This window comes from Cryptosporangium japonicum (genome assembly GCF_039524755.1).
In the GTDB taxonomy this organism is placed as follows: Bacteria; Actinomycetota; Actinomycetes; order Mycobacteriales; family Cryptosporangiaceae; genus Cryptosporangium; species Cryptosporangium japonicum.
The window spans coordinates 42171-63025 of record NZ_BAAAGX010000043.1; the positions used below are offsets into that span (position 1 = coordinate 42171).

General features: G+C 72.2%; 17 protein-coding genes. 15 read left to right on the plus strand and 2 right to left on the minus strand.

Annotation, left to right across the window (positions count from 1 at the left end; genetic code table 11):
- Nucleotides 1–79 precede the first annotated feature (79 nt).
- Together ABD437_RS40205 and ABD437_RS40210 are read left to right on the plus strand one after the other, a co-directional pair.
- Nucleotides 80–1693: a GGDEF domain-containing protein gene (locus ABD437_RS40205; protein ID WP_344654245.1), complete on the plus strand. Its 1614-nt coding sequence runs from the start codon at nt 80–82 to the stop codon at nt 1691–1693.
- Between the two features lie 20 nt (nt 1694–1713).
- Nucleotides 1714–2319, plus strand: a complete 606-nt coding sequence (locus tag ABD437_RS40210; RefSeq protein ID WP_344654246.1) for a TetR family transcriptional regulator — start codon at nt 1714–1716, stop codon at nt 2317–2319.
- A 22-nt stretch (nt 2320–2341) separates the two neighbouring features.
- On the opposite strand, the gene ABD437_RS40215 is transcribed toward ABD437_RS40210, so the two are convergent.
- Entirely contained in the window at nt 2342–2782 is a 441-nt protein-coding gene (locus tag ABD437_RS40215) for a nitroreductase family deazaflavin-dependent oxidoreductase (protein ID WP_344654247.1), read from the minus strand.
- Between the two features lie 74 nt (nt 2783–2856).
- Here ABD437_RS40215 and ABD437_RS40220 point away from each other — a divergent pair, with 74 nt between their 5' ends.
- The 6 genes from ABD437_RS40220 (at nt 2857) to ABD437_RS40245 (ending at nt 9456) form a co-directional block, all read left to right on the plus strand.
- Nucleotides 2857–3357 (plus strand): RNA polymerase sigma factor, encoded by a 501-nt coding sequence (locus ABD437_RS40220; RefSeq protein ID WP_344654248.1) that lies wholly within the window; start codon nt 2857–2859, stop codon nt 3355–3357.
- Nucleotides 3354–3899, plus strand: a complete 546-nt coding sequence (locus tag ABD437_RS40225) for a VOC family protein (RefSeq protein WP_344654249.1) — start codon at nt 3354–3356, stop codon at nt 3897–3899. The genes ABD437_RS40220 and ABD437_RS40225 overlap by 4 nt, the downstream gene beginning before the upstream one ends.
- A 15-nt stretch (nt 3900–3914) precedes the next feature.
- Nucleotides 3915–4751, plus strand: a complete 837-nt coding sequence (locus tag ABD437_RS40230) for an NAD-dependent protein deacetylase (RefSeq protein ID WP_344654250.1) — start codon at nt 3915–3917, stop codon at nt 4749–4751.
- A 90-nt stretch (nt 4752–4841) separates the two neighbouring features.
- Nucleotides 4842–6872 carry a hydantoinase/oxoprolinase family protein gene (locus ABD437_RS40235; RefSeq protein WP_344654251.1) on the plus strand — a complete coding sequence of 677 codons (2031 nt, stop codon included), beginning with the start codon at nt 4842–4844 and terminating at the stop codon, nt 6870–6872.
- Nucleotides 6869–8710: a hydantoinase B/oxoprolinase family protein gene (locus ABD437_RS40240; protein ID WP_344654252.1), complete on the plus strand. Its 1842-nt coding sequence runs from the start codon at nt 6869–6871 to the stop codon at nt 8708–8710. Before ABD437_RS40235 ends, ABD437_RS40240 begins: the two co-directional genes overlap by 4 nt.
- Nucleotides 8707–9456, plus strand: coding sequence for an NAD(P)H-binding protein (locus ABD437_RS40245; RefSeq protein WP_344654253.1), 750 nt, complete (start codon nt 8707–8709; stop codon nt 9454–9456). The genes ABD437_RS40240 and ABD437_RS40245 overlap by 4 nt, the downstream gene beginning before the upstream one ends.
- Here the strand turns inward: ABD437_RS40245 and ABD437_RS40250 are convergent.
- Nucleotides 9453–9887, minus strand: a complete 435-nt coding sequence (locus ABD437_RS40250; protein ID WP_344654254.1) for a hypothetical protein — start codon at nt 9885–9887, stop codon at nt 9453–9455. The two genes, ABD437_RS40245 and ABD437_RS40250, sit on opposite strands and share 4 nt — an antisense overlap.
- Nucleotides 9888–10613: 726 nt before the next feature.
- On the opposite strand from ABD437_RS40250, the gene ABD437_RS40255 reads away from it, so the two are divergent.
- The 7 genes from ABD437_RS40255 to ABD437_RS40285 all read left to right on the plus strand — a co-directional run bounded on the left by ABD437_RS40255 (nt 10614) and on the right by ABD437_RS40285 (nt 20854).
- Nucleotides 10614–11930 (plus strand): type III PLP-dependent enzyme domain-containing protein, encoded by a 1317-nt coding sequence (locus ABD437_RS40255; protein ID WP_344654255.1) that lies wholly within the window; start codon nt 10614–10616, stop codon nt 11928–11930.
- A gap of 55 nt (nt 11931–11985) precedes the next feature.
- Entirely contained in the window at nt 11986–13314 is a 1329-nt protein-coding gene (locus ABD437_RS40260; protein ID WP_344654256.1) for a diaminobutyrate--2-oxoglutarate transaminase family protein, read from the plus strand.
- A gap of 123 nt (nt 13315–13437) precedes the next feature.
- Nucleotides 13438–15111, plus strand: a complete 1674-nt coding sequence (locus tag ABD437_RS40265; RefSeq protein ID WP_344654257.1) for an IucA/IucC family protein — start codon at nt 13438–13440, stop codon at nt 15109–15111.
- The gene (locus tag ABD437_RS40270) at nt 15108–16355 is read left to right on the plus strand and encodes a glutamine synthetase family protein (RefSeq protein WP_344654258.1); all 1248 of its coding nucleotides are present in this window, start codon (nt 15108–15110) and stop codon (nt 16353–16355) included. The genes ABD437_RS40265 and ABD437_RS40270 overlap by 4 nt, the downstream gene beginning before the upstream one ends.
- Nucleotides 16336–17811 carry a pyridoxal phosphate-dependent decarboxylase family protein gene (locus tag ABD437_RS40275; protein ID WP_344654259.1) on the plus strand — a complete coding sequence of 492 codons (1476 nt, stop codon included), beginning with the start codon at nt 16336–16338 and terminating at the stop codon, nt 17809–17811. Before ABD437_RS40270 ends, ABD437_RS40275 begins: the two co-directional genes overlap by 20 nt.
- The gene (locus ABD437_RS40280) at nt 17808–19565 is read left to right on the plus strand and encodes an IucA/IucC family protein (protein ID WP_344654260.1); all 1758 of its coding nucleotides are present in this window, start codon (nt 17808–17810) and stop codon (nt 19563–19565) included. The genes ABD437_RS40275 and ABD437_RS40280 overlap by 4 nt, the downstream gene beginning before the upstream one ends.
- Nucleotides 19562–20854 carry a lysine N(6)-hydroxylase/L-ornithine N(5)-oxygenase family protein gene (locus ABD437_RS40285; protein ID WP_344654261.1) on the plus strand — a complete coding sequence of 431 codons (1293 nt, stop codon included), beginning with the start codon at nt 19562–19564 and terminating at the stop codon, nt 20852–20854. Before ABD437_RS40280 ends, ABD437_RS40285 begins: the two co-directional genes overlap by 4 nt.
- Nucleotide 20855 lies beyond the last annotated feature (1 nt).

The window sequence follows — 20855 nt, forward strand, 5'->3', positions numbered from 1 at the left end:
AGTGAGCACTGGTTGCTCCTGGTTACCGCTGCCCGCTCCGGCGGCACGGTGATATCGGGTCGCGGCGTGGGTGGTTCGAGTGAAACGGATCGTGGAGGCGTCGGCGACGCTCCCGGCTGACCGTTTCGCGGCGCGCATCGTGGCCCACGCACTCATCGAGCAGATCCAGTCCGCTCCCCGCCCCGACCTGGTGGACCGGTTCGCCGACCAGGCCGTCGCCGCGGGCTGGAGCGAGGTCGAGGTTCTCCTCCGGCACAGCCAGGTGCTCCACTCCAGCCTGCAGGGCCGCCCGGCCGACGAGGTACGGGCGAACTGCGACGCGATGCGGCAGGCCGCCGAGGCGTTCGGCGACGAGATCCTGATCGCGCTGGCCCTGGCGTCACGCGCGCTGTTCCTCGACGACGGTGACGCCGCCACCGGCGAGGATCTCGGTGGTGGCCTCGCGCGGGCCGTCGCGATCCTGGAGCAGATCGCGGACAGCGAACCGGACGAGCTCGGGCTGCGTGCGCTGGAGCTGCCGAACGCGTTCGTCGAGTGCGGGAACGTGTACCACCAGCAGGGGCTCTGGGAGCTCGAGGACGAGATGTACCAGCGTGCGTGCGACGCGCTCACCCGGCCGCTGCCGGAGTCGGCGCGACACGTCGGTGACCACACCAGGCGGGTGCTCGTCGTCAACCGCTTGGAGGGCGTCACCACGCTGGTCAGCGCGCTGATCGAGGTGGGGCAGCGGGACCGGGCGCGGGCGGTGGCCCGGGACGCGACGCGCCCCAGCCCGGCCGAACGCGCCGAGCTGCCACCGGCCTGGGCGATCGAGATGCGCGCGCTGGAGTACTTCCTCGACGCGGTCGTCGACTCGACCGCCGGCGGGGACGAGGGCGGAGAACTGTGGGACGCGCTCGCCGAGAGCACCTGGCACGGGTACCGCGCCTGCATCCTGCTCGCCGACGCGGTGCGTGCCGCCGACGCCGGCGACGTGGCCCGCTCGGTCGAGGTGGCGACGCGCGCCGCCGGCCTGCTCGGTGACCACCGGTCGAGCATCACGACGCTGGCCTGGTACCTCGCCGCGCAGTCCGCGTCCGAGGAGAGCGCCGCGGCCGGGTACGCCCGCCGGCTGGCCGGTCTGCGCTGGCAGGACCGGCTCGGGATGCTGGCCGCGGCCAGGGCCCGGTTGACGGCCGAGCGCGTGTTGCGCGAGAGCGAGCAGCTGAGCAGGCAGGCCCTGGCCGACGGGCTGACCGGGCTCGCGAACCGGCACGCCGAGACGCGGTTCGTCGCGCGTCTGCGTGGGCGGGGTGAGCAGAACCGGCTCGCGGTCGTGCTCCTCGACGTCGACCACTTCAAGTCGGTGAACGACACGTTCGGCCACGCGGTCGGGGACAAGGTCCTCCAGGTGATCGGCGCGGTGCTGCAGGCGGCGGTACGCACGTCGACCGACCTGGCCGTCCGGCGCGGCGGCGACGAGTTCATGCTGCTCGTCGACCTGTCCGGCCGCCCGGAGGTCAGCTTCCGGGTGGACGACGTCGTGCGTGCCGTCGCGGACCACGATTGGAACGCCGTCGCGCCGGGGCTGCGGGTGAGCGTCAGCGCCGGGCACGCGTCCGGTGCGGCCAACCGGGTCGACGAGCTGACCGAGGCCGCCGACGAGCAGCTCTACCGGGCCAAGGCCGCCGGGCGCGGTCGCGCACTGGGCTGACGCCCGGGTACGTTCCGGACGTGGCCGGGCTTCGGGAGCGCAAGCGTCAGCGCACGCACGACACGATCTCCGCGACCGCGATCGGCCTGTTCCTGGAGCGTGGTTTCGACGCGGTGTCGGTGGCCGACGTCGCGGAGGCGGCCGACGTGTCGAAGCCGACGTTGTTCCGCTACTTCCCGACGAAGGAAGACCTGGTGCTGCACCGGATCGGTGACCACCTGGGGGAGGCCGCGCGGGTGGTCCGGGGCCACGCCGACCCGATCGACGCGCTGCACCGGCACTTCGTCGACGGGCTGACCCGGCGCGACCCGGTGACCGGGCTCAACGACGTGCCGGAGGTCCTGGCCTACCACCGCCTGGTGTTCGAGACACCGGCGCTGGCCGCGCGGAGGGCCGCTTTCGCCGACGAGGACGAGCGCGCGCTGGCCGAGGCGCTGGTCGCGGCGCCGGACGGTACCGGCGCGCTGGCCGCGGAGCTCCGGGCCGCCCAGGTGCTCGCGGTGCAGCGGGTGCTCGCGCGGGACAACTGGCGGCACCTCGTCGAGGGCCGCTCGGCCGACTCCCACTACCCCGACGCGGTCGCCGCGGCCGACTACGCGTTCGGCACCCTGCGGCCCGGTACGTGACGCACCGGGCCGCAGGAGAGAATCAGGCCTCGATCGGCGTCAGCACGAACAGCGGGATCTTCCGGTCGGTCTTCTTCTGGTACTCCGCGTAGTCGGGCCACACCGCGACCGAACGCTTCCACCAGGTCTCGTACTCGTCGCCGTGGACCTCACGCGCCTCGTAGTCCTTGACCACGGCGCCGTCACGCAGCTCGACGTGCGGGTTCTTGACCACGTTGTAGTACCAGACGGGGTTCTTCGGTGCCCCGCCGAGCGACGCCACGACGGCGTACTCGCCCTCGTGCTCCACCCGCATCAGCGGCGCCTTGCGCAGCTTGCCGCTCTTCGCGCCGACCGACGTCAGCAGAATGATCGGAACGCCGCGCATCGTGTTCGCCTCGGCGCCGTTGCTCGCTTCGAACTTCTCGGCCTGCTCACGCGACCATTCGGACGGGCTCGGCTCGTATTCACCGGTAAGTGGCATGCTTCTCCCAACTCGTCGCCGGACGACAGCTATTCCGACCGTCGGAGTTCCCACCTCCCGAACGATGAACACGTGTGAGCAGCGAACCGGAGTACGCCGACCGCAGCGCCGCGCTGCTGGCGCTGTACGACCACGCGCTCCCCGACGTCTACGGGTACCTGCGGGCGCGGTGCGGTAGTACCGCGCTGGCCGAGGACCTGACCGGCGAGACGTTCCTCGCGGCGGTCACCGCGGTGCGCCGGGGCGCCAGCCCCACCGTGGCCTGGCTGATCACCGTCGCGCGGAACAAGCTCGTCGACCACTGGCGGAAGGAAGCGCGGGAGCAGCGCACGCTGTACGTGGTCGAACGGCCCGACGATCCCTGGGACGCGCGGCTCGACGTGCTGCGAGCCCGCGAGGTCCTGCAGCGACTCGGGCCGGCCAACCGGGCCGCGCTCACCCTGCGCTACGTCGACGACCTGCCGGTGCCCGAGGTCGCGCGCCTGCTGGGGCGCACCAGGCACGCCACCGAGGCGTTGATCGTCCGCGCGAGAGCCGCGTTCCGCGTCGCCTACGAGGAGGGGGAGCAGCCATGACCGATCCGCTGGACGCCCTTCGCGACCCGGGCACGCCGCAGCGCCCCGACCCGGAGTTCGCCGCCGCGCTGCGGCGCCGGCTGGGCGAGGCCCTGGCCGGCCCGATTCCCCGCCGATCCGAGGAGGACCTGATGACCCTGCCGATCACGATCAAGCAGTTCAGCCCGTACCTGGCGGTGGTCGACGCCCGGCGCGCGATCGACTTCTACGTCGCGGCGTTCGGCGCCGAGGTGGTCGACCAGCCGACGATCATGCCCGACGGGAAGATCGGCCACGTCACGCTGCAGATCGGCCCGCTGCGCCTGTTCTTCGCCGAGGAGTTCCCCGAGATGGGTCTGCAGGCGCCGCCGAGCCTGGGTGGCGTCAGCGTGACGCTGCACCTCTCGCTCGCGTCCGCCGACGAGGTCGACGCGGTCGCCCAGCGCGCCGTGGCCGCGGGTGCCACGCTGGAGCGCCCGGTCACCGACGGCCCGTACGGGCGCGCCGGCGTGATCGTCGACCCGTCCGGGCACCGCTGGTTCCTGCTGTTCGAACCACACTGAGGCACCATTGGTGCCGTGACGCTCACGGTCCCCGACACCGACCTCATCACGCTCGTCCGTGATGGCGACGTCGTCGTTCTCAGCGGCGCCGGTCTCTCCACCGAGTCCGGCATCCCCGACTACCGAGGCCCGTCCGGCGCCTTCAAGCGCAACCACACCCCGATGACCTACCAGGCGTTCACCCGCGACGTCGTCGCCCGGCGCCGCTACTGGGCGCGCAGCTTCCTCGGCTGGCGGATGATCTCCCGCGCCGAGCCCAACGACGGGCACCGCGCGGTCGCGGCCCTGCAGCGCAACGGCCTGGTCGGTCCGATCATCACCCAGAACGTCGACGGGCTGCACCAGGCCGGCGGCGCGGACGACGTCATCGAGCTGCATGGCTCACTGGACCACGTGGTCTGCCTCGACTGCGGCGAACACAGCCCCCGGCTCGAGCTCGACGACCGTCTCCGCGCCGCGAACGACGGGTTCGGACACGACTTCGACCCCGACACCGTCAACCCCGACGGTGACGTCGACCTGCCCGAGGAGCACCTCGACCGGTTCACCGTCGTCGACTGCACCGGCTGCGGCGGCGTCCTCAAGCCCGACGTGGTGTTCTTCGGCGAGAGCGTCCCCAAGGAGCGGGTCGCGCGGTGCCAGCAGGCGGTCGCCGAGGCGGGCCTGCTGCTCGTGCTCGGCTCCTCGTTGACCGTGTACTCCGGGCGCCGGTTCGTCGTCCAGGCGAAACAAGCCGGTATCCCGGTGGCGATCATCAACTCCGGCCCCACCCGCGGCGACGAGCACGCGCTGGTCCGCATCGACGCCCCGCTCGGTTCGACGCTCACCGCGCTGGCAGCCGCCACCACGTAACGCGCCGCCGCCTTAGCAGAACTTGACGACGAACCTGGCGGATCTTGCCCGTTGAATTCGGGTGAAGAGCTCCAGTCAGGGAGGCAGCGCATGGCGCGACGGCTGCGCATCGGCATCGACACCGGCGGCACGTTCACCGACGTGGTCGCGATCGACGAGGAGAGCGGTCGTCTCGTCACGACGAAGACGCCCTCCACGCCGAGCGACCCCGCCGAAGGGTTCCTGGACGGCGTCCGGAAAGTGCTCTCCCTCCTCGAGGGCGAGAACGAGGTCACCGCGTTCGTGCACGGCACCACCGTCGCCACGAACCAGTTGCTCGAGGGCAAGGTCGGTCGCCTCGGGTTCATCACCACCGAGGGTTTCGGGTTCCTGCTCGAGATCGCCCGGCAGAGCGTCCCGGACGGCTACGGCAACTCGTACTTCTGGGTGAAGCCGCCGCGCATCGTCCCCGCTGACCTGGTCAAGACGGTCGGCGGCCGGCTCGACCACACCGGCGCGGAGATCCGCCCGTTCGACGAGGCCCAGGCGCGCGAGGTCGCGCGGTGGTTCCGCGAGCAGGGCGTCGACACGCTCGGCGTGTGTTTCCTCCACGCCTACGCCGACGCTTCCCACGAGCTGAAAATGCGCGACGTGCTGGCCGAAGAGCACCCGGACGCGGTGGTCTCGCTCTCCAGCGACGTGCTCCGCGAGTACCGGGAGTACGAGCGCGCGATGACCACGCTCGTCGACGCCGCGGTGAAGCCCCGGGTCGGTGCGTACGTGCGCGGGATCTCGTCGCGGCTGCCGGAGGGCGTGCCGTTCTACGTCATGAAGTCCAACGGTGGCGTGCTCTCGGCCGAGGAGGTCGTGCACCAGCCGATCACCACCGTGCTGTCCGGTCCGGCGGCCGGTGCGCTGGGGGCCGCGCTGGTGGCCGGTGCGGCCGGGTTCGAGCGCGTGCTCACGTGTGACGGCGGTGGCACGTCGACCGACGTCAGCGTGGTCCTCAACGGTGAGCCGACGCTGACCACCGAGGGCACCGTCGGCGCGTACCCGTCGAAGATCCCGATGATCGACGTGGTGACCGTCGGCGCCGGTGGTGGCTCGGTCGCGTGGCTGTCCCGCGAGGGCACGCTGAAGGTCGGCCCGCGGTCGGCCGGCGCGGACCCCGGCCCGCTCTGCTACGGGCGCGGCGGCACCGAACCGACGGTCACCGACGCGCACGTCGTCCTCGGCCGGATCCCCCCGCACCTGCTCGGCGGCGAGGTGCCGCTGGACGTCTCCGCCGCGGTCTCCGGGCTGGAGAAGCTCGGCGACTCGCTCGGGCTCGACCTGCCGTCGGTGGCCGCCGGTGTGCTCGAGATCTCGGCCTGGAACCAGGCCAACGCGCTGCGCCAGGTGACGGTGAAGCGTGGCCTGGACGTCCGTGACTTCACGCTGGTGACGTTCGGCGGGTCCGGGTCGCTGCTGCTGTGCCGGCTGGTCGACATCCTCGGGTGCGCGTCGGTGCTGGTCCCGCGTGACCCCGGCAACCTTTCGGCGTTCGGCCTGCTCACCGTCGACGTGAAGAACGACTACGTGCAGACGCTGGTCTCCCGTCACTCGGCGCTGGACCCCTCCCGGGTCGCGTCGGCATTCGAAGCGCTGGAGGCGCAGGCCGCTCTGGCGCTCGACGGCGAAGGGTTCCCGCGGGCCGAGCAGCAGTACGTGCGCACCGCTGACCTGCGGTACTACGGGCAGGCGTTCGAGGTGCGGGTGCCAGTCTCCGGGCTGGACCTGGACGCCGCCCGGGAAGCGTTCCACGACGTGCACGAGCAGACCTACGGCTACAGCTTCCGGGACAAGCCGGAACAGCAGGTCGAATGGGTGAACCTGCGGGTCACCGGCGTGGGGCCGATCCGTCGGCCGGAACTGGTCGCGCTGGCCCCCGGAGAGCTTCCCGCTCCGACCGGCACGCGCCCGGTTTGCTTCGACGCCGCCCAGGGCTACCAGGACACCCCGATCTACTGGCGCCCCGATCTCAGCCCCGGCAACACGATCGCCGGCCCGGCGATCATCGAGGAGTACGGCTCGACCGTGCCGCTGCACCCGGGCTTCACCGTTGTCGTCGACTCCTACGGGAACCTGGTGATCAGCAAATGAGCGTCGATCCGATCGTCCTGGAAATCGTCGAGGGCACGCTCGCGGCCATCGAACTGGAAGTCGAGACCGCGATCGGACGCACCGCCCGCTCGCCGATGATCCGGGACGCGCACGACTTCCGCGCCGGCATCCACGACCGCAAGCTGCGCAAACTCACCGGCCGCTCGTACTCGGCGCTGGTGCAGCCGGTGGCCCGCGACTACCCGCTGGACTCGATGCGGCCCGGCGACGTCTTCTTCCACAACGACGTCTACCTGTCCGAGGGAGGTATCGGGCACCTGCCGGACCTCTGCGTCACCGTGCCGGTGTTCCACGAGGGCTCCGTCGTCGCGTTCGTGCAGGCTTTCGGCCACCACGACGACATCGGCGGTGCGGTGCCGGGCTCGATGCCGTCCGCGGCGACCAGCGTGTTCGAAGAGGGCCTGATGGTGCCTCCGATCCGTCTCTGGGACGCCGGTGTGCCGAACGAGGCCGCGCTCAAGATCATGACCCGCAACTCGCGGATGCCCGACTCGCTCGCCGCCGACCTCGACGCCGAGTGCTCGGCCTGCCTGATGGGCGCGCGGCGGCTCGGTGAGCTGTTCGCGCGGTACGGCCGGGAGACCGTCGAAGCCTGTTTCGACGCGATCCTGGCCAACACGACCCGGGTGTTCCAGCAGGAGCTCCTCTCGAAGATTCCCGACGGTTCGTACGTCTGGGAGGACTACGCCGAGCACGACGGCGTCGACGAGCCCAAGCTGCACGCCCAGCGGATCACGCTGACCAAGGTCTCGGCCGGCGACGGGGTGACCGACGGCAAGCTGATCCTCGACTTCACCGGGACGTCACCGCAGGCCAAGGGCCCGATCAACCACTGCGCGAACTACTCCGACGGCAACTTCCTGGCCAAGTGGCTGGCGCCGATCCTGCGTAACCTCGCCGATTCGCCGGAACGGATGGCCGAGCTCGACGTCAACGAGGGTGTCATCCCGCTGATCGAGATGAAGTTCCCGCCGCCGGGGACGCTCCTGACGCCGGTTTTCCCCGCCCCGACCAACGCTCGGACGTTCGTCATTCTCCGCCTCCTCGGTGTGCTGGCGGGTGTCGTGGCGAAGGCTGTGGACGGCCGCATGCCCGCCGACCAGGAGACCATCCGCTACACCGGGGTGTACGGGACCGATGCTCTCGGGGATCCATACCTGATGCGTGAAGTGCTCGGCGGTGGCTCCGGCGGCCGGTACTACGCCGACGGCGAGGACACGATCCACGTCGTCCCGGACTCGCGGAACATCCCGGTGGAGTTCGCCGAGGCGCGGTGGCCGTTCGTGGTCGAGTCGCTCGGCCTCGCCGTCGACTCCGGCGGCGCCGGGCGGTACCGCGGCGGGCTCGGGTACGAGAAGCACGTCCGGATGCTGCGTAACGCGTCGTTCATGTCGATCGCGGACCGGTCGCTGCTGGCGTGCTGGGGTGTGAATGGTGGGCGCGCCGGCCGGCCGTTCGAGGTCGTCATCGATCCGGGCGGTGAGAACGAGCGGGTCGTGGACGCGCTGGCCGACTCCGAGCCGGTGCGTGCCGGTGAGGTGATCCGCATCCGGACCACCGGCGGCGGCGGGTGGGGCGACCCGTTCGAGCGGCCGTACGAGGAGGTCGCGCGGGACCTGGAGTGGGGCAAGGTGTCGGTCGCCGGCGCGCGTAACGACTACGGGGTCGTCCTGGGCCCCGACGGTTCGATCGACGTCGACGCGTCCGACGCGCTCCGGGCCTCGCGCACGTCGACGTCCGAAGCGTTCTTCGACCGGGGTCCCGGCTTCCCGGCCCTGGCCGGCGGCCGCACCCACGCGGACGTGGACGTGCTGTGATCGCGGTGACCGGCGCCGCCGGCAAGACCGGGCGGGCGGTGCTGGCCGCGCTCGCCGCGCGGGGTGTTCCGACCCGGGCGCTGGTGCGCCCGGGTCGGGTGGTCGAGGCCACCGAGACGGTGCCCGTCGATCTGTTCGACGCCGAGCAGGTCGCGTCCGCGCTCGCCGGTACGTCGGCGGTGTACGTGATCGCGCCGAACGTCCATCCGGCCGAGCCGGAACTGGTGGCCAACGTGCTCGCGGCCGGGGTGGAACGGGTCGTGTACCACTCGGTGCTGCACCCGGCGGTGGAGGCGATGCCGCACCACTGGGCCAAGATGCGGAGCGAGGAGCTGCTGTACGCGTCCGGCCGGGACTGGACCGTGCTCCAGCCCTGCGCCTACACCCAGAACCTCCGGTCCTTCCAGGTGCCTTACTCGATCGACGCGCGGTTCGCGTTCGTCGACCTGCTCGACGTGGCGTTCGTGGCGGCCCGGGTGCTGGTCGAGGAAGGGCACTCGTACGCGACCTATCAGCTCGCCGGCCCCGAGCTGTTGTCGGTGGCCTCGGTGGCTTCGTTGATGGAGGCGCGGGCCGAGCGCCAGGACCGGACTGGTTCGCCGGGATATGCGGGTGCCGCGTTGGGGGCGATGTTCGCGTATTACGACGCCCACGGCCTGGTGGGTAACTCGCGTGTGCTCTCGATGCTGTTGGGGCGCGAGCCGACCCGGGTAGCCGAAGTCCTGGCCCGCGGTTCGGACGGTTAGCGCAGGCGGGACAGGCCGGACCAGCCTTTCGGGGCGGCTTCCAGCAGTTGTTTGGGGCGACGTTCGCCTTCGTGCTCGACCAGATCGACGAAGCACGGGCAGCGCGTGAGGTCACTGTCGTGGGCGTGGCAGAGCCGCATCCCGGCGAGCTGGACGGCACGCGCCACCGGGCGCACCTGGGCCTCCCCGAGAATCGGCAGCCGCTTCACGACCTCACGCACCATCATCTGCTCCACCCAGGGCCGCCCGAGCCACGTCCAGACCTGAGCCGCGAGCTTGCCCGCGGCGTCGTGCAGGCGGGCCGGGGACTGCAGGGCCTGGCGGGCGACCTTCGCCACGAGCACACAGTTCTCCGTGCGCCAGGCGTCGCGCAGCTGGTTCCAGCCGGCTTCGCCGAGGTAAGGCACCGCGAGCGCGTCGACGGCGTCCAAGGCCCCGTTGTTGATCGCCGAGGCGCACCGCGCGGCGGCCCGATCGAGCCGCGGATCCCGAGGCTGCTCGTCCTTCTCGGCGCCCCCCGGGGCGGTGGCATCGGTTGCGCTGGTGGCCTCCGCTGATGTTGAGACGCCGGTGGTCGGCGGGGTGTCGACGGGAGGCGGTGAGCCTGTGTCAGCGGGAGGTGCTGGGTCGGAGGCTGGCGGTTCCTCGGTGACCCGCGGGCGAGTGGTTTTGCGAGGCCGGGGCGGCGGCATGAACTCCTGCGGCGGCGCGTCAACCGGCGGTGACACCCGCCGAGGACGAGTGTTCTTCCGCGGCGTAGTAGCAGGCCGCCGAGGCGCCGAGCTCCCCGCCCGCCGCACCCCACGCACCGGCCCCCGCCGCCCCCGAACCTCCCCGCCCGCACCTTCACCATCGGTGCTCTCACCGCGAGGAGCTCCATCGGCCCCAGCGTCACCGGCAGCCTGTTCGCCGGGCTCCCTCGGCGCGCCGGAGGCCTGGTGGAGGCGGCAGCGTTCGCCTGGGCTGGCGACGGTGTTCCGGCACGGCTGGCCCGAACGAGTAACGGCACCGCAGCGTGGCTTTGCGTCCTTGTCCCGGCTCACGTCACCATCCTGACTCACCGATGCTCGCCCTCCACACCAACTCGGACGCGGGGCGTCCGAACTGTCGTCATTCGCGTAGCCTGCCGTCGGACCCAGTGGAACGAAAGGACAACGGTGGAACTGCCCCGTTCGTTCGAGGGCACGGACGCTCTGCCGGTCGACGCGGTACCCGCTGCGGTGCGGGCGGCGGCGCTCGCCTCGCGTAACTCCGGTGAGCCGGTCGGCGGGTACCTCTACGACCTCGCCGCCGCGACGGAGCGGGCCGAGGGCCTGGTCCGGGCGCTTCCGTCGCGGGCGAAAGTTTTCTACGCGGTCAAGGCGAACTCGTTCCCCCCGCTGCTCACCACGCTCGCGGAGACCGTGCACGGGTTCGAGGTCGCCTCGGTCTCGGAGGCCCGCCTCGCGATCGCCGCCGCCGGGAAGGCCGGCAAGATCCCGCGGCTCGTCGTGAGCGGACCGGCGAAGAACCCGACGTTGCTCGCCGGTCTCCTGGCCCTGGACAGCCCGGCCGGCCACGAGCTCACGATCAACGTCGAAAGCATTCTTGAACTGCACCGGCTCTCCCGCGCGGTCAGCGGGCACGCACCGGGGCGCGAGGTGCCGGTCGCGCTCCGCGTCAACCCCGAACGGTCGCCGGTCACGATCGACCACTCCCACGGCCTCACGATGGGTGGTCTCCCCAGCCCGTTCGGCATCCCGGAACCGCAGATACCGGCGGCGGTCCGCGCGCTCGGCTCGCTCCCCGGCGTCCGCTTCGTCGGGTTCCACCTGCACGCGGTGAGCGGCAACATGGACGCCGACCTGCACGCGCAGTACGTCCGGGGTGCGATCGACTGGGCCGTGCGCACGGCGGACGCGCACGGTCTCGAACTCCGGACGATCGACGTGGGCGGCGGCCTCGGCATCCCGTTCGAGCCCGGCCCCGAGTTCGACGTCGCGGCCTTCGGTGCGTCGATCGACGTCCCGGACGGCGTCGAGCTCGTCCTCGAACCCGGCCGCTGGATGGCCGGCCCGGTCGGCTGGTACGCCACCGAGGTCGTCGACGTGAAGCACGCCTACGGGGAGGTCTTCGTCGTCGTCCGCGGCGGGATCAACCACTTCCAACTGCCGACGTCCTGGGAGATCCGCCACAACTTCGCGGTCGTTCCGATCGACGACTGGCCGATCGGCCTTCCTCGCCCGACGGCCGAACGGGCCCGGGTGACGGTGTCCGGCGAGCTCTGCACTCCGGAGGACGTGCTCGCGCGGGACGTCACCGTGGACCGGGTGCGAGCCGGTGACCTGCTGATCTTCCCCAACGCCGGTGCGTACGGTTTCGAGTTCGCGATGCCGGCGTTCCTGGGTCAGCCGCCGGCGTGGCGTACCGCGCTGACGAGGCCCGCGATCCCGCGCCCGGCGAGTCGAGTTGACGATCTCTCGAACTTTCGATGAGGTAAGCCTCACCTAAGTCCAACGTGGTCACTCAACTCAGGGAAGTCCCCTCACCATGACCGTGCTCAGCAGGGTCGACGACACCGGCATCCGCAACCGCCAGACCGCTCGGGAATCCTCCGCCCGCACGTACGCCAGACACTTCCCGATCGTTCCGGTGCGGGCCGAGGGCATGACGGTCCACGGTGCCGACGGGCGGAGCTATCTGGACTGCCTGTCCGGCGCGGGCACGCTGGCGCTGGGGCACAACCACCCGGTCGTCGTCGACGCGCTGCGCCGCACGATCGACGCCGGCCGCCCGCTGCACACGCTGGACCTGGCGACGCCCGAGAAGGACGCGTTCACCACCGAGCTGTTCGCCACGCTGCCCGCGGGCTTCGCCCGGAACGCGAAGGTCCAGTTCTGCGGCCCGGCCGGTACCGACGCGGTCGAGGCCGCGCTGAAGCTCACCCAGATCGCCACCGACCGCGGGGGCGTCGCCGCGTTCACCGGCGCGTACCACGGGATGACGCTGGCCGCGCTCACCGCGTCGGGCGGCACGACCGGGAAACGCGCCCCGGCGCTCGACGTCACCCGGCTGCCCTACCCGTACGCGTACCGCTGTCCGCTCGGGCTCGGCGGTGACCTGGGGGCGCACGCGTCGGCCTCCTACGTGGAGCGTCTGCTCGACGACCCGAACAGCGGTGTGCCGATACCGGCGGCGATGCTGCTGGAGGTCGTGCAGGGCGAGGGCGGCGTCATCCCCGCGCCGGACGACTGGCTCCGGCGCATGCGTGCGGTGACCCAGTCTCATCGCGTCCCGCTGATCGTGGACGAGGTGCAGACCGGCGTGGGTCGCACCGGCACGATGTGGGCGCACGAGCGGTCCGGGATCGTTCCGGACGTGCTCGTCGCCTCCAAGGCGATCGGCGGCGGGCAGCCGCTCGCGGTCGTCGTCTTCCGCGGTGATCTCGACGTGTGGGCGCCGGGCGCGCACGCCGGCACGTTCCGCGGCAACACGCTGGCGATGGCGGCCGGCGCGGCGACGCTCCGGTTCGTCCGGGAGAACGACCTGCCGCGCCACGCCGAGCGGATCGGCGCCCGGCTGCGCGAGGGCCTCGAGTCGCTCGACCACCCGGCGATCGGCGACGTCCGCGGCCAGGGGTTGATGCTCGGCGTCGAGCTGGTGGAAGCCGACGCGGAGCCCGACCACCTCGGGGCCCGGCCGGCGGCGTCCGCGCTGGCCGGACGGGTACGGACGGAGTGTCTGCGGCGCGGTCTGCTCGTTGAACTCGGTGGCCGGCACGACGCGGTGCTGCGGCTCCTGCCGCCGCTCGTCATCACCGAGGAGCAGGCCGACTCCGTACTCGAACGGCTTGCCGAAGCCTTGAGCGCCGGCGCATGACCGTTTTCGCCCCTTGCCAGATCCCGGTGCGTGCGAGGGAGTGTATGAAGTGGTGCCGCGCCGCTCGCAACATGCGTTGACCTGCGACGCGGCCGATCCAACCAGCACAGGAGTTCCCCGCCGATGAATCCGTCCGCCTGGCACGAGGCCGGGCTCGTCCTGCTCACCCGCGCGCTCGCCGAGCTGTCCTACGAGGACATGCTCCGGCCCGAGCCGCTCGGCGACCGCCGTTACCGGGTCGACTGCGGCGACGTGGAGTACACGTTCACCGCCGACCGCGCCGCGTTCGACTCCTGGCGCATCGACGCCGGCTCGATCCGTCGCAACGGTGAGCCGGCCGCCGACCCGATGGAGTTCATCGTCGACGCCCGTGGCGTGCTGGGGCTGGACGGCCCGACCACGGCCGAGGCGCTGCGTGAGCTGGTCGCGACCTGGTCGGCCGACGCGCTCCTCCGGCGCAACCTGCCGACCGCGCGCGAGCTCGCCGACGCGTCCTACGTGGACCTGGAATCGGCCCAGGCCGGGCACCCGGCGATGGTGCTCAACAAGGGGCGGCTCGGGTTCACGGCGTCGGACGCCGAGGCGTACGCACCGGAGGCCGGGCAGACGTTCCGGCTCACCTGGATCGCCGTGCACCCGTCGCTGGCGAGCGCACACGGCGTACCGATCGACGACGAACTCGACCCGACGACGAGGGAGTCGTTCGACGCCCCGGACGGCTACGTCTGGCTGCCGGTGCACCCGTTCCATCTCGACGCCTGCGTCCGCACGTTGTTCGCGCCGTACCTGGCCGACGGGCGGATCGTGATTCTGGGCGAGGCCCCCGACCGGTACCGGGCCCTCGCGTCGGTGCGCACGCTCGTCAACGTCGACCATCCGGAGAAGCGCAACGTCAAGGTGCCGCTGTTGATCCGGAACACGCTGGTGTGGCGAGGGCTACCGGCCGGGCCGACCGCCGGAGCGCCGGCGGTGTCGGCGTGGCTGCACGCCCGACGGGCCTCGGACCCGTACCTGGACGAGCACGTGGACCTGCTGGGGGAGGTCGCGTCGGTGGCGGTGCGTCACCCGCTCTTCGACCGCGTCCCGGACGCGCCCTACCGCTACCACGAGCTGCTCGCGGCGGTGTGGCGCGAGCCGGTGCAGACGTACCTGAAGCCCGGCGAACGCGCCCGCTCGTTGGCGTCGCTGCTGGTGACGGGGTCGGACGGGGTCACGCTCGCGGCCGAGCTGATCTCCCGGTCCGGTCTGGAGGCGAGGACCTGGCTGCGCGCACTCGTCGACGCCGTGCTCGCCGCTCCGCTGCACGCTCTGCACGCGCATGACCTGGCGTTCTGCCCGCACGGCGAGAACACGGTGGTGGTCTTCGGCCCGGACGAGGTGCCGCTGCGGACGATGCTCAAGGACTTCGCCGAGGACGTGAACCTGCTGCCGGGGCGCTCGTACGAAGGCCTACCGGACGAGGCCGATCGGCTGCTGCCGCGCTGGCCCGAGAAAGAGCTGGCGCACTCGATCGTCACCGCCGTGTTCGCCGGCGTGTTCCGGCCGCTCGCGGCCCTCGTCGACGTTCCGGATTTTTGGGTCGTGGTGCGCGATTCGGTGGACGCGTACTTCGCCGACCGCCCCGAGCTCGCCGAGCGACGCGAGGCGTACGGCCTGACCGCGGCCGAGGTCGAGCGGATCTGCCTCAACCGCGAGCAGCTCACCGGCGGCGGGTTCCACGACCGGGCCGAGAAGGAGGAGTTCGAGATCGTGCACGGCACGGTGCCGAACCCGCTGGTGCGCGAGGCGGGCCGGTGACGGTGCTCGTGGACGCGGCGGAGGTGGTGCTCGCGCTGCCCGATCTGTACGGGCGGCTGCTGGGCACCCGGCTGGCCGGCGACTTCTTCCGCGAACAGGTCGCGGAAGCCGGCTACGGCGCCTGCGACTACCTGCTCTCGACCGACGTGGAGATGCGGACCGCCGCGTACCGGGGCGACTACGGCGACTTCGTGCTGCGCCCCGATCTGTCCACGGCCCGGCCGCTGCCGTGGCGCGAGGGCACCGCGCTGGTGCTCGCGGACGCGGTCGACCGTTCCGGGGCGCCGGTGCCGGTGGCGCCCCGGCAGATCCTCCGTACGCAGCTCGAGCGGCTCGCGGAGCGCGGCCTCACCGCGATGGTGGGCACGGAGCTGGAGTTCCTGGTGTTCTCCGAGTCCTACCGTGACGCTTTCACCCGCGGCTACCGGGAGCTGTCCACGGCCTCGCGGTTCAACTCCGACTACGCGCTCACCGGGCTCGGCGAGCTCGACGACCTGGTCGGCGCGCTGCTGCGGGGCATGGCCGGTGCGGGGCTGCGGATCGAGTCGGCCCGCGGTGAGGTGCACCCCGGGCAGTACGAGATCGTGTTCCGCTACGGCGAGGCGATGGCGGCGTGCGACGGGCACGTGTTCTACAAGTCGGGCGCGAAGCAGATCGCGGAGCGGGCCGGGCGGTCGATCACGTTCATGCCGAAGTTCGACTCCGGTGAGGGCAACTCGTGCCACGTCCACTTCTCGCTGTGGTCGGGTGACCAGCCGGTCTTCGACGAGCACTTCCTGGCCGGGGTGCTGGCGTGCGCACCCGCGTTCACGCTGCTCGGCGCGCCCACGATCAACGCGTTCAAACGGCTCTCCCCGGACGCGTTCGCGCCGACCGCGGCGGCGTGGGGTGCCGACGACCGCACGCGGGCGGTGCGGGTCATCGGGGCCGGGCCGTCGCGGCGGTTCGAGCACCGGATCGCCGGGGGTGACGCCAACCCCTACCTCGTGGTGGCCGGGATCGTCGCGGCCGGGCTGTACGGGCTCGAACGGGAGCTGCCGTTGCCGCCGGCCGGGGGTGACGGGGTGCCGCTGCCCCGCACGCTGGAGGCCGCGGCCGCGGCGTGGCGGGGGAGTGCGGTCGCCCGCGAGGCGTTCGGCGACGAGGTCGTCGAGCATCTCGCGTCGGCGGCCGACGCCGAACTGACGGCGTTCGCCGCCGTCACCACCGACTGGGAGCGTCAGCGTGGCTTCGAACGCCTCTGACCACGACACCGCCGACGCGCGGAACACCGCGCTCGCCGGGGACGTCGACGCGCTGGCGGCGCTGCTGACGCCGGTGCTCGAAGCGCTCGCGGCCGGCGCCCGCGCCCGGGGAGGCCCCGCCCCGACCGGACGCCCGACCGAGCTCGACGCCTCCTGGCGGGCCGCGTTCACAGGGCCCGACGACCGGAGCCGGAGCGCGCCCGGGGCGGGGATCGGCGCGGCCGCGGCGCTGAGCGAGCTCGTGCGGACGTTCGCGGCCGGCTCGGTCGACCCGGCCGATCCGCGTTGTGCCGCGCACCTGCACTGCCCGCCGCTCGCGGTCGCGGTGGCCGCCGACGCCGCCGCCTCCGCGCTCAACCCCTCGCTGGATTCCTGGGACCAGGCCCCGATCGGCACCTCGCTCGAACCCGCCGTCGTCGCCGAGCTGGCCGACCTCGTCGGTTACCCGTCCACCGCCGGCGGCGTCGTCACGACCGGTGGCTCCGAGTCGAACCTCCTCGGGCTCCTCCTCGCCCGCGAACACGCGCGTCCCGGCGCGGTACGCCACGGCCTCCCCGCGGGTCGCTACCGCGTCTTCGGGTCGGAGGTCACGCACTTCTCGGTGCACCGCGCGGCCGGCCTGCTCGGGTTCGGTGAGGACGCCGTCACCCCGGTCCGGACCGGCCGTGACCACCGGATGGACCCCGACGCGCTGGACGACGCGCTGAGCCGGACCGAGCACACCCCGATCGCCGTCGTCGCCACCGCCGGAACCACCGACCTCGGCGCGATCGACCCGCTCCCGGAGATCGCCGAGGTCGCGCGGAAACACCAGGTCTGGCTCCACGTGGACGCGGCCTACGGGGGCGGCGCGCTCTTCTCCGAGAACCTCGCGCCCAAGCTCGCCGGCCTCCGCGCCGCCGACTCGGTCGGTCTGGACCTGCACAAGCTCGGCTGGCAACCGGTAGCGGCCGGCGTGTTCCTCACGAGAAGCGCCACCGACCTGGCGGCTCTCGCGCGACGAGCCGAGTACCTCAACCCCGCCGACGATGAAGACGCCGGCTACACCAGCCTGCTCGGCCGCTCGCTGCGGACGACGCGCCGCCCCGACGCGCTCAAGATCGCGGTGACGCTGCGCGCGCTCGGCCGGGCCGGGCTGGGGGAGCTGGTCGATCGGTGCGCGGCGCTGGCCGAGCACGCCGCGACGTCGATAGGGCGACAACCGGCGCTGGAGCTGTACCAGCCGCCGAACCTCACCACTGTCGTGTTCCGCTTCGACGGGTCGGACGAGGTCAACGCCCGGCTCCGCCGCGCGCTGCTCGCCGCCGGAGCCGCCGTCGTCGGTCGCACCGAGATCGACGGCCGGGTGTGGCTCAAGCTCACGCTCCTGAATCCGCACGCCACGAATGCCGACGTCGACGCTCTGCTCGCCGCGGTGGTGAGCGCGGGTACCGAAGAGCTGGAGGCTGCCCGATGACCGAACCCGACATCCTCAACCGGTTGCTCGGTGCGGCGTCCGACCGGAGCCGCACCACCGGCCGCCCGCGCACCGGCGCGTCCACCGTGGACGGCGTCGCGAACGCGCTGGCCGTGCAGGCGCTGCTGCGCTGCTGGATCCGTGAGTCGCAGGTCCCGGTGCCGCCCACCGGCGACCGCCTGGAGATCCCGCTCGCGGTGAGCGGCGTCCGTCTCGTCACCGACGTGCAGTACCGCTCGGCGACGGGCTGGCACCGCTTCGGGCGGGTCCGCTTCGCCACCGGCAGCCCGGTGGACGCGACGCTGCTGGCCGCGCTGCTGGCCACCGAGGCGAGAGGCTCGTCGGCCGACCTCGTGGAGCAGGTCATCGACTCGACGCGCCGCCTCGACCGGTACCTGCGTGCCCGAGCGGCCACGCCCGACGGGGACCCGATCGCGCCGTTCCTCGTCGCCGAGCAGGCCCTGGTCGCCGGCCACCCGCTGCACCCGACGCCGAAGAGCAGACCCGGCCTCTCCGACGTCGACGAGCTCGGCACGGCGCCCGAACTGCGTGGAGAGGCGCCGCTGCACTGGTTCGCCGTCGACCGCGAGCTGGTCCGGCACGGTTCGGCCACCCCGGTGTCCGCGCTCGACCAGCTGGCCGCGCTGGCCCCGCGCGGTATGCACGCGCCGCCGGGAACCGCGCTGGTCCCCGTCCATTTCCGCCAGGCCGCGGCCCTGCTGGGGCGGGCCGACGTCCAGGACCTGATCACCGACGGCCGGCTGCACGACGTGGGCGCGGCCGGGCCGAGCTGGGCGGCCACGTCCTCGGTCCGGACGCTCTACCGGGCGGACGCCGAGCGGATGCTCAAGTTCTCGCTCGGCGTCCGCATCACGAATTCACGGCGGGAGCACCTGGTACCCGAACTGATCCGCGGAGCGGAGATGTACCGCCTGGTCGACGCCGGGCTCGGCGCGCTGATCGCGGCGGCGTACCCGCGGTTCCGCATCCTCGGTGACCCGGCCTGGGCCGCCGTCCCGCTGCCCACCGAGGACCCGAACGGACAGGTCGCGCTCGCGGTGAGCCTGCGCGACAACCCGTTCGGCCCGGACGCCCGGGTGGCGTGCGTCGCCGGGCTGGTCGCCGAACGGCCCGACCTCGCGGACTCCCGCTCCGGGCTGGCCGTGCTGATCGAGGACCTCGCGATCTCGACCGGGCGGCCGGTCGCCGCGGTGGCCGTGGAGTGGCTGCGCCGCTTCGTCGACGAGGTGGTCGCGCCGGTGGCGTGGCTGCACGGCGTCCACGGCCTCGGCCTGGAGGCGCACCAGCAGAACACGCTCGTCACCCTCGACCCGGCCGGCTGGCCGGTCGGCGGCTGGTACCGCGACAACCAGGGCTACTACCTGTCGCCGAGCCGGGCCGGGACGCTGCACACGATGCTGCCCGGCCTGGGCCGGCGCAGCGAGGCCACCAATCCCGACGACGTCATCGACGAACGCGTCACCTACTACGTCGGCGTCAACAACCTGCTGGGGCTGGTCGGCGCGATCGGGTCGTCCGGTCTCGCCGACGAGACCGCGGTGCTGCGTGCGGCGGCCGCCGCGCTCGGGCCGCACCGCTTCGGCTTCGTGAACACGCTGCTGGACGAACCGGAGCTGCCGTGCAAAGCCAACCTGCTCACTCGCGTCGCCGGCCTGGACGAACTCGTCGGACCGGTGGAGACCCAGTCGGTTTACGTCCGGATTCCCAATCCGCTTCGGGAGGTGCCCGCGTGAGCGAGCCGTACGACGTCCTCGGTATCGGGATCGGGCCGTTCAACCTGTCGCTGGCCGCGCTCGCCGAGCCGCTCCCCGACGTGTCCGCGGTGTTCTTCGACGGCCGCCCCGGGTTCTCCTGGCATCCCGGCATGCTGATCGAGGGCGCCACCCTGCAGGTTCCGTTCCTGGCCGACCTGGTGACCCTCGTCGACCCGCGGAGCCGCTGGTCGTTCCTGTCCTACCTGCAGCAGCACGACCGGCTGTTCCCGTTCTACTTCGCCGAGCGGTTCCACGTGCCCCGGGTGGAGTACGACGACTACCTGCGCTGGGTCGCCGAGTCGCTGCCGTCCTGCCGGTTCGGTCGGCAGGTCGAGTCGATCTCCTGGGACGCGGCCGAGCAGCTCTTCGTCGCCGAGGTCCACGACGTGCTCACCGCACGCACCACGCTCGTGCGCGCCCGCAACGCGGTGGTCGGCGTCGGCACCGAGCCGGTCGTGCCGTCGCCGCTGCGTCCGCTGCTCGGCAAAGAGGTGTTCCACTCGGCGGAGTTCCTCGACCGGCAGGAATCGCTCCGCGGGGCGCAGGACGTCACGGTGCTGGGATCCGGTCAGTCCGGCGCGGAGGTGTTCCTGGACCTGCTGCGTCACCAGCGCGACGGCGGTTACCGGCTGCGTTGGTTGACCAAGGCCCCGGCGTTCGCGCCGATGGAGTACTCGAAGCTCGGGCTGGAGCACTTCACCCCGGAGTACACCCGCTACTTCCGCTCGTTGCCCGAGCCGGTCCGGGACGCGCTCGTGCCCGCGCAGTGGCAGCTCTACAAGGCCATCGACGCCGAGACGATCGACGCGATCCACTCCGAGCTCTACGAGCGCACGGTCGCCGGCGGCTCGGTGCCGGTGACGATGTCACCGAACGTCGAGGTCGTGGGGGCGTCCCGTGGCTCGGAGGGCATCACGCTGGCGTGCCGTGAGCTCCTGCAGGACCGGGAGATCTCGGTGCTCACCGACCGGGTGGTCGCGGCCACCGGGTACGCGGCCCGGCCGCCCGAGTTCCTCGCGCCGCTCGAGTCGGTGATCCACCGGGACGCCGCCGGACGGTTCCGGATCGACGCCGACTACCGCGTGGAGCTCGACGACGGGGTCACCGGTGGGATCTACGTCCAGAACGCGGAACTGCACACGCACGGCGTCGGCACGCCGGATCTGGGTCTGGGAGCGCACCGGGCCGCCACGATCCTGAACGCCCTGACCGGAGCCGAGCCCTACCGGCTGCCTTCACAAACGGCGTTCACGACGTTCGGCGTGTAGT

What these genes read in the sequence shown, in the direction of transcription:
- ABD437_RS40215 (WP_344654247.1), bottom strand. Translation starts at nt 2,782, where the DNA reads ATGCCACTTACCGGTGAATACGAGCCGAGCCCGTCCGAATGGTCGCGT.
- ABD437_RS40225 (WP_344654249.1), top strand. Translation starts at nt 3,354, where the DNA reads ATGACCGATCCGCTGGACGCCCTTCGCGACCCGGGCACGCCGCAGCGC.
- ABD437_RS40235 (WP_344654251.1), top strand. Translation starts at nt 4,842, where the DNA reads ATGGCGCGACGGCTGCGCATCGGCATCGACACCGGCGGCACGTTCACC.
- ABD437_RS40240 (WP_344654252.1), top strand. Translation starts at nt 6,869, where the DNA reads ATGAGCGTCGATCCGATCGTCCTGGAAATCGTCGAGGGCACGCTCGCG.
- ABD437_RS40260 (WP_344654256.1), top strand. Translation starts at nt 11,986, where the DNA reads ATGACCGTGCTCAGCAGGGTCGACGACACCGGCATCCGCAACCGCCAG.
- ABD437_RS40265 (WP_344654257.1), top strand. Translation starts at nt 13,438, where the DNA reads ATGAATCCGTCCGCCTGGCACGAGGCCGGGCTCGTCCTGCTCACCCGC.
- ABD437_RS40280 (WP_344654260.1), top strand. Translation starts at nt 17,808, where the DNA reads ATGACCGAACCCGACATCCTCAACCGGTTGCTCGGTGCGGCGTCCGAC.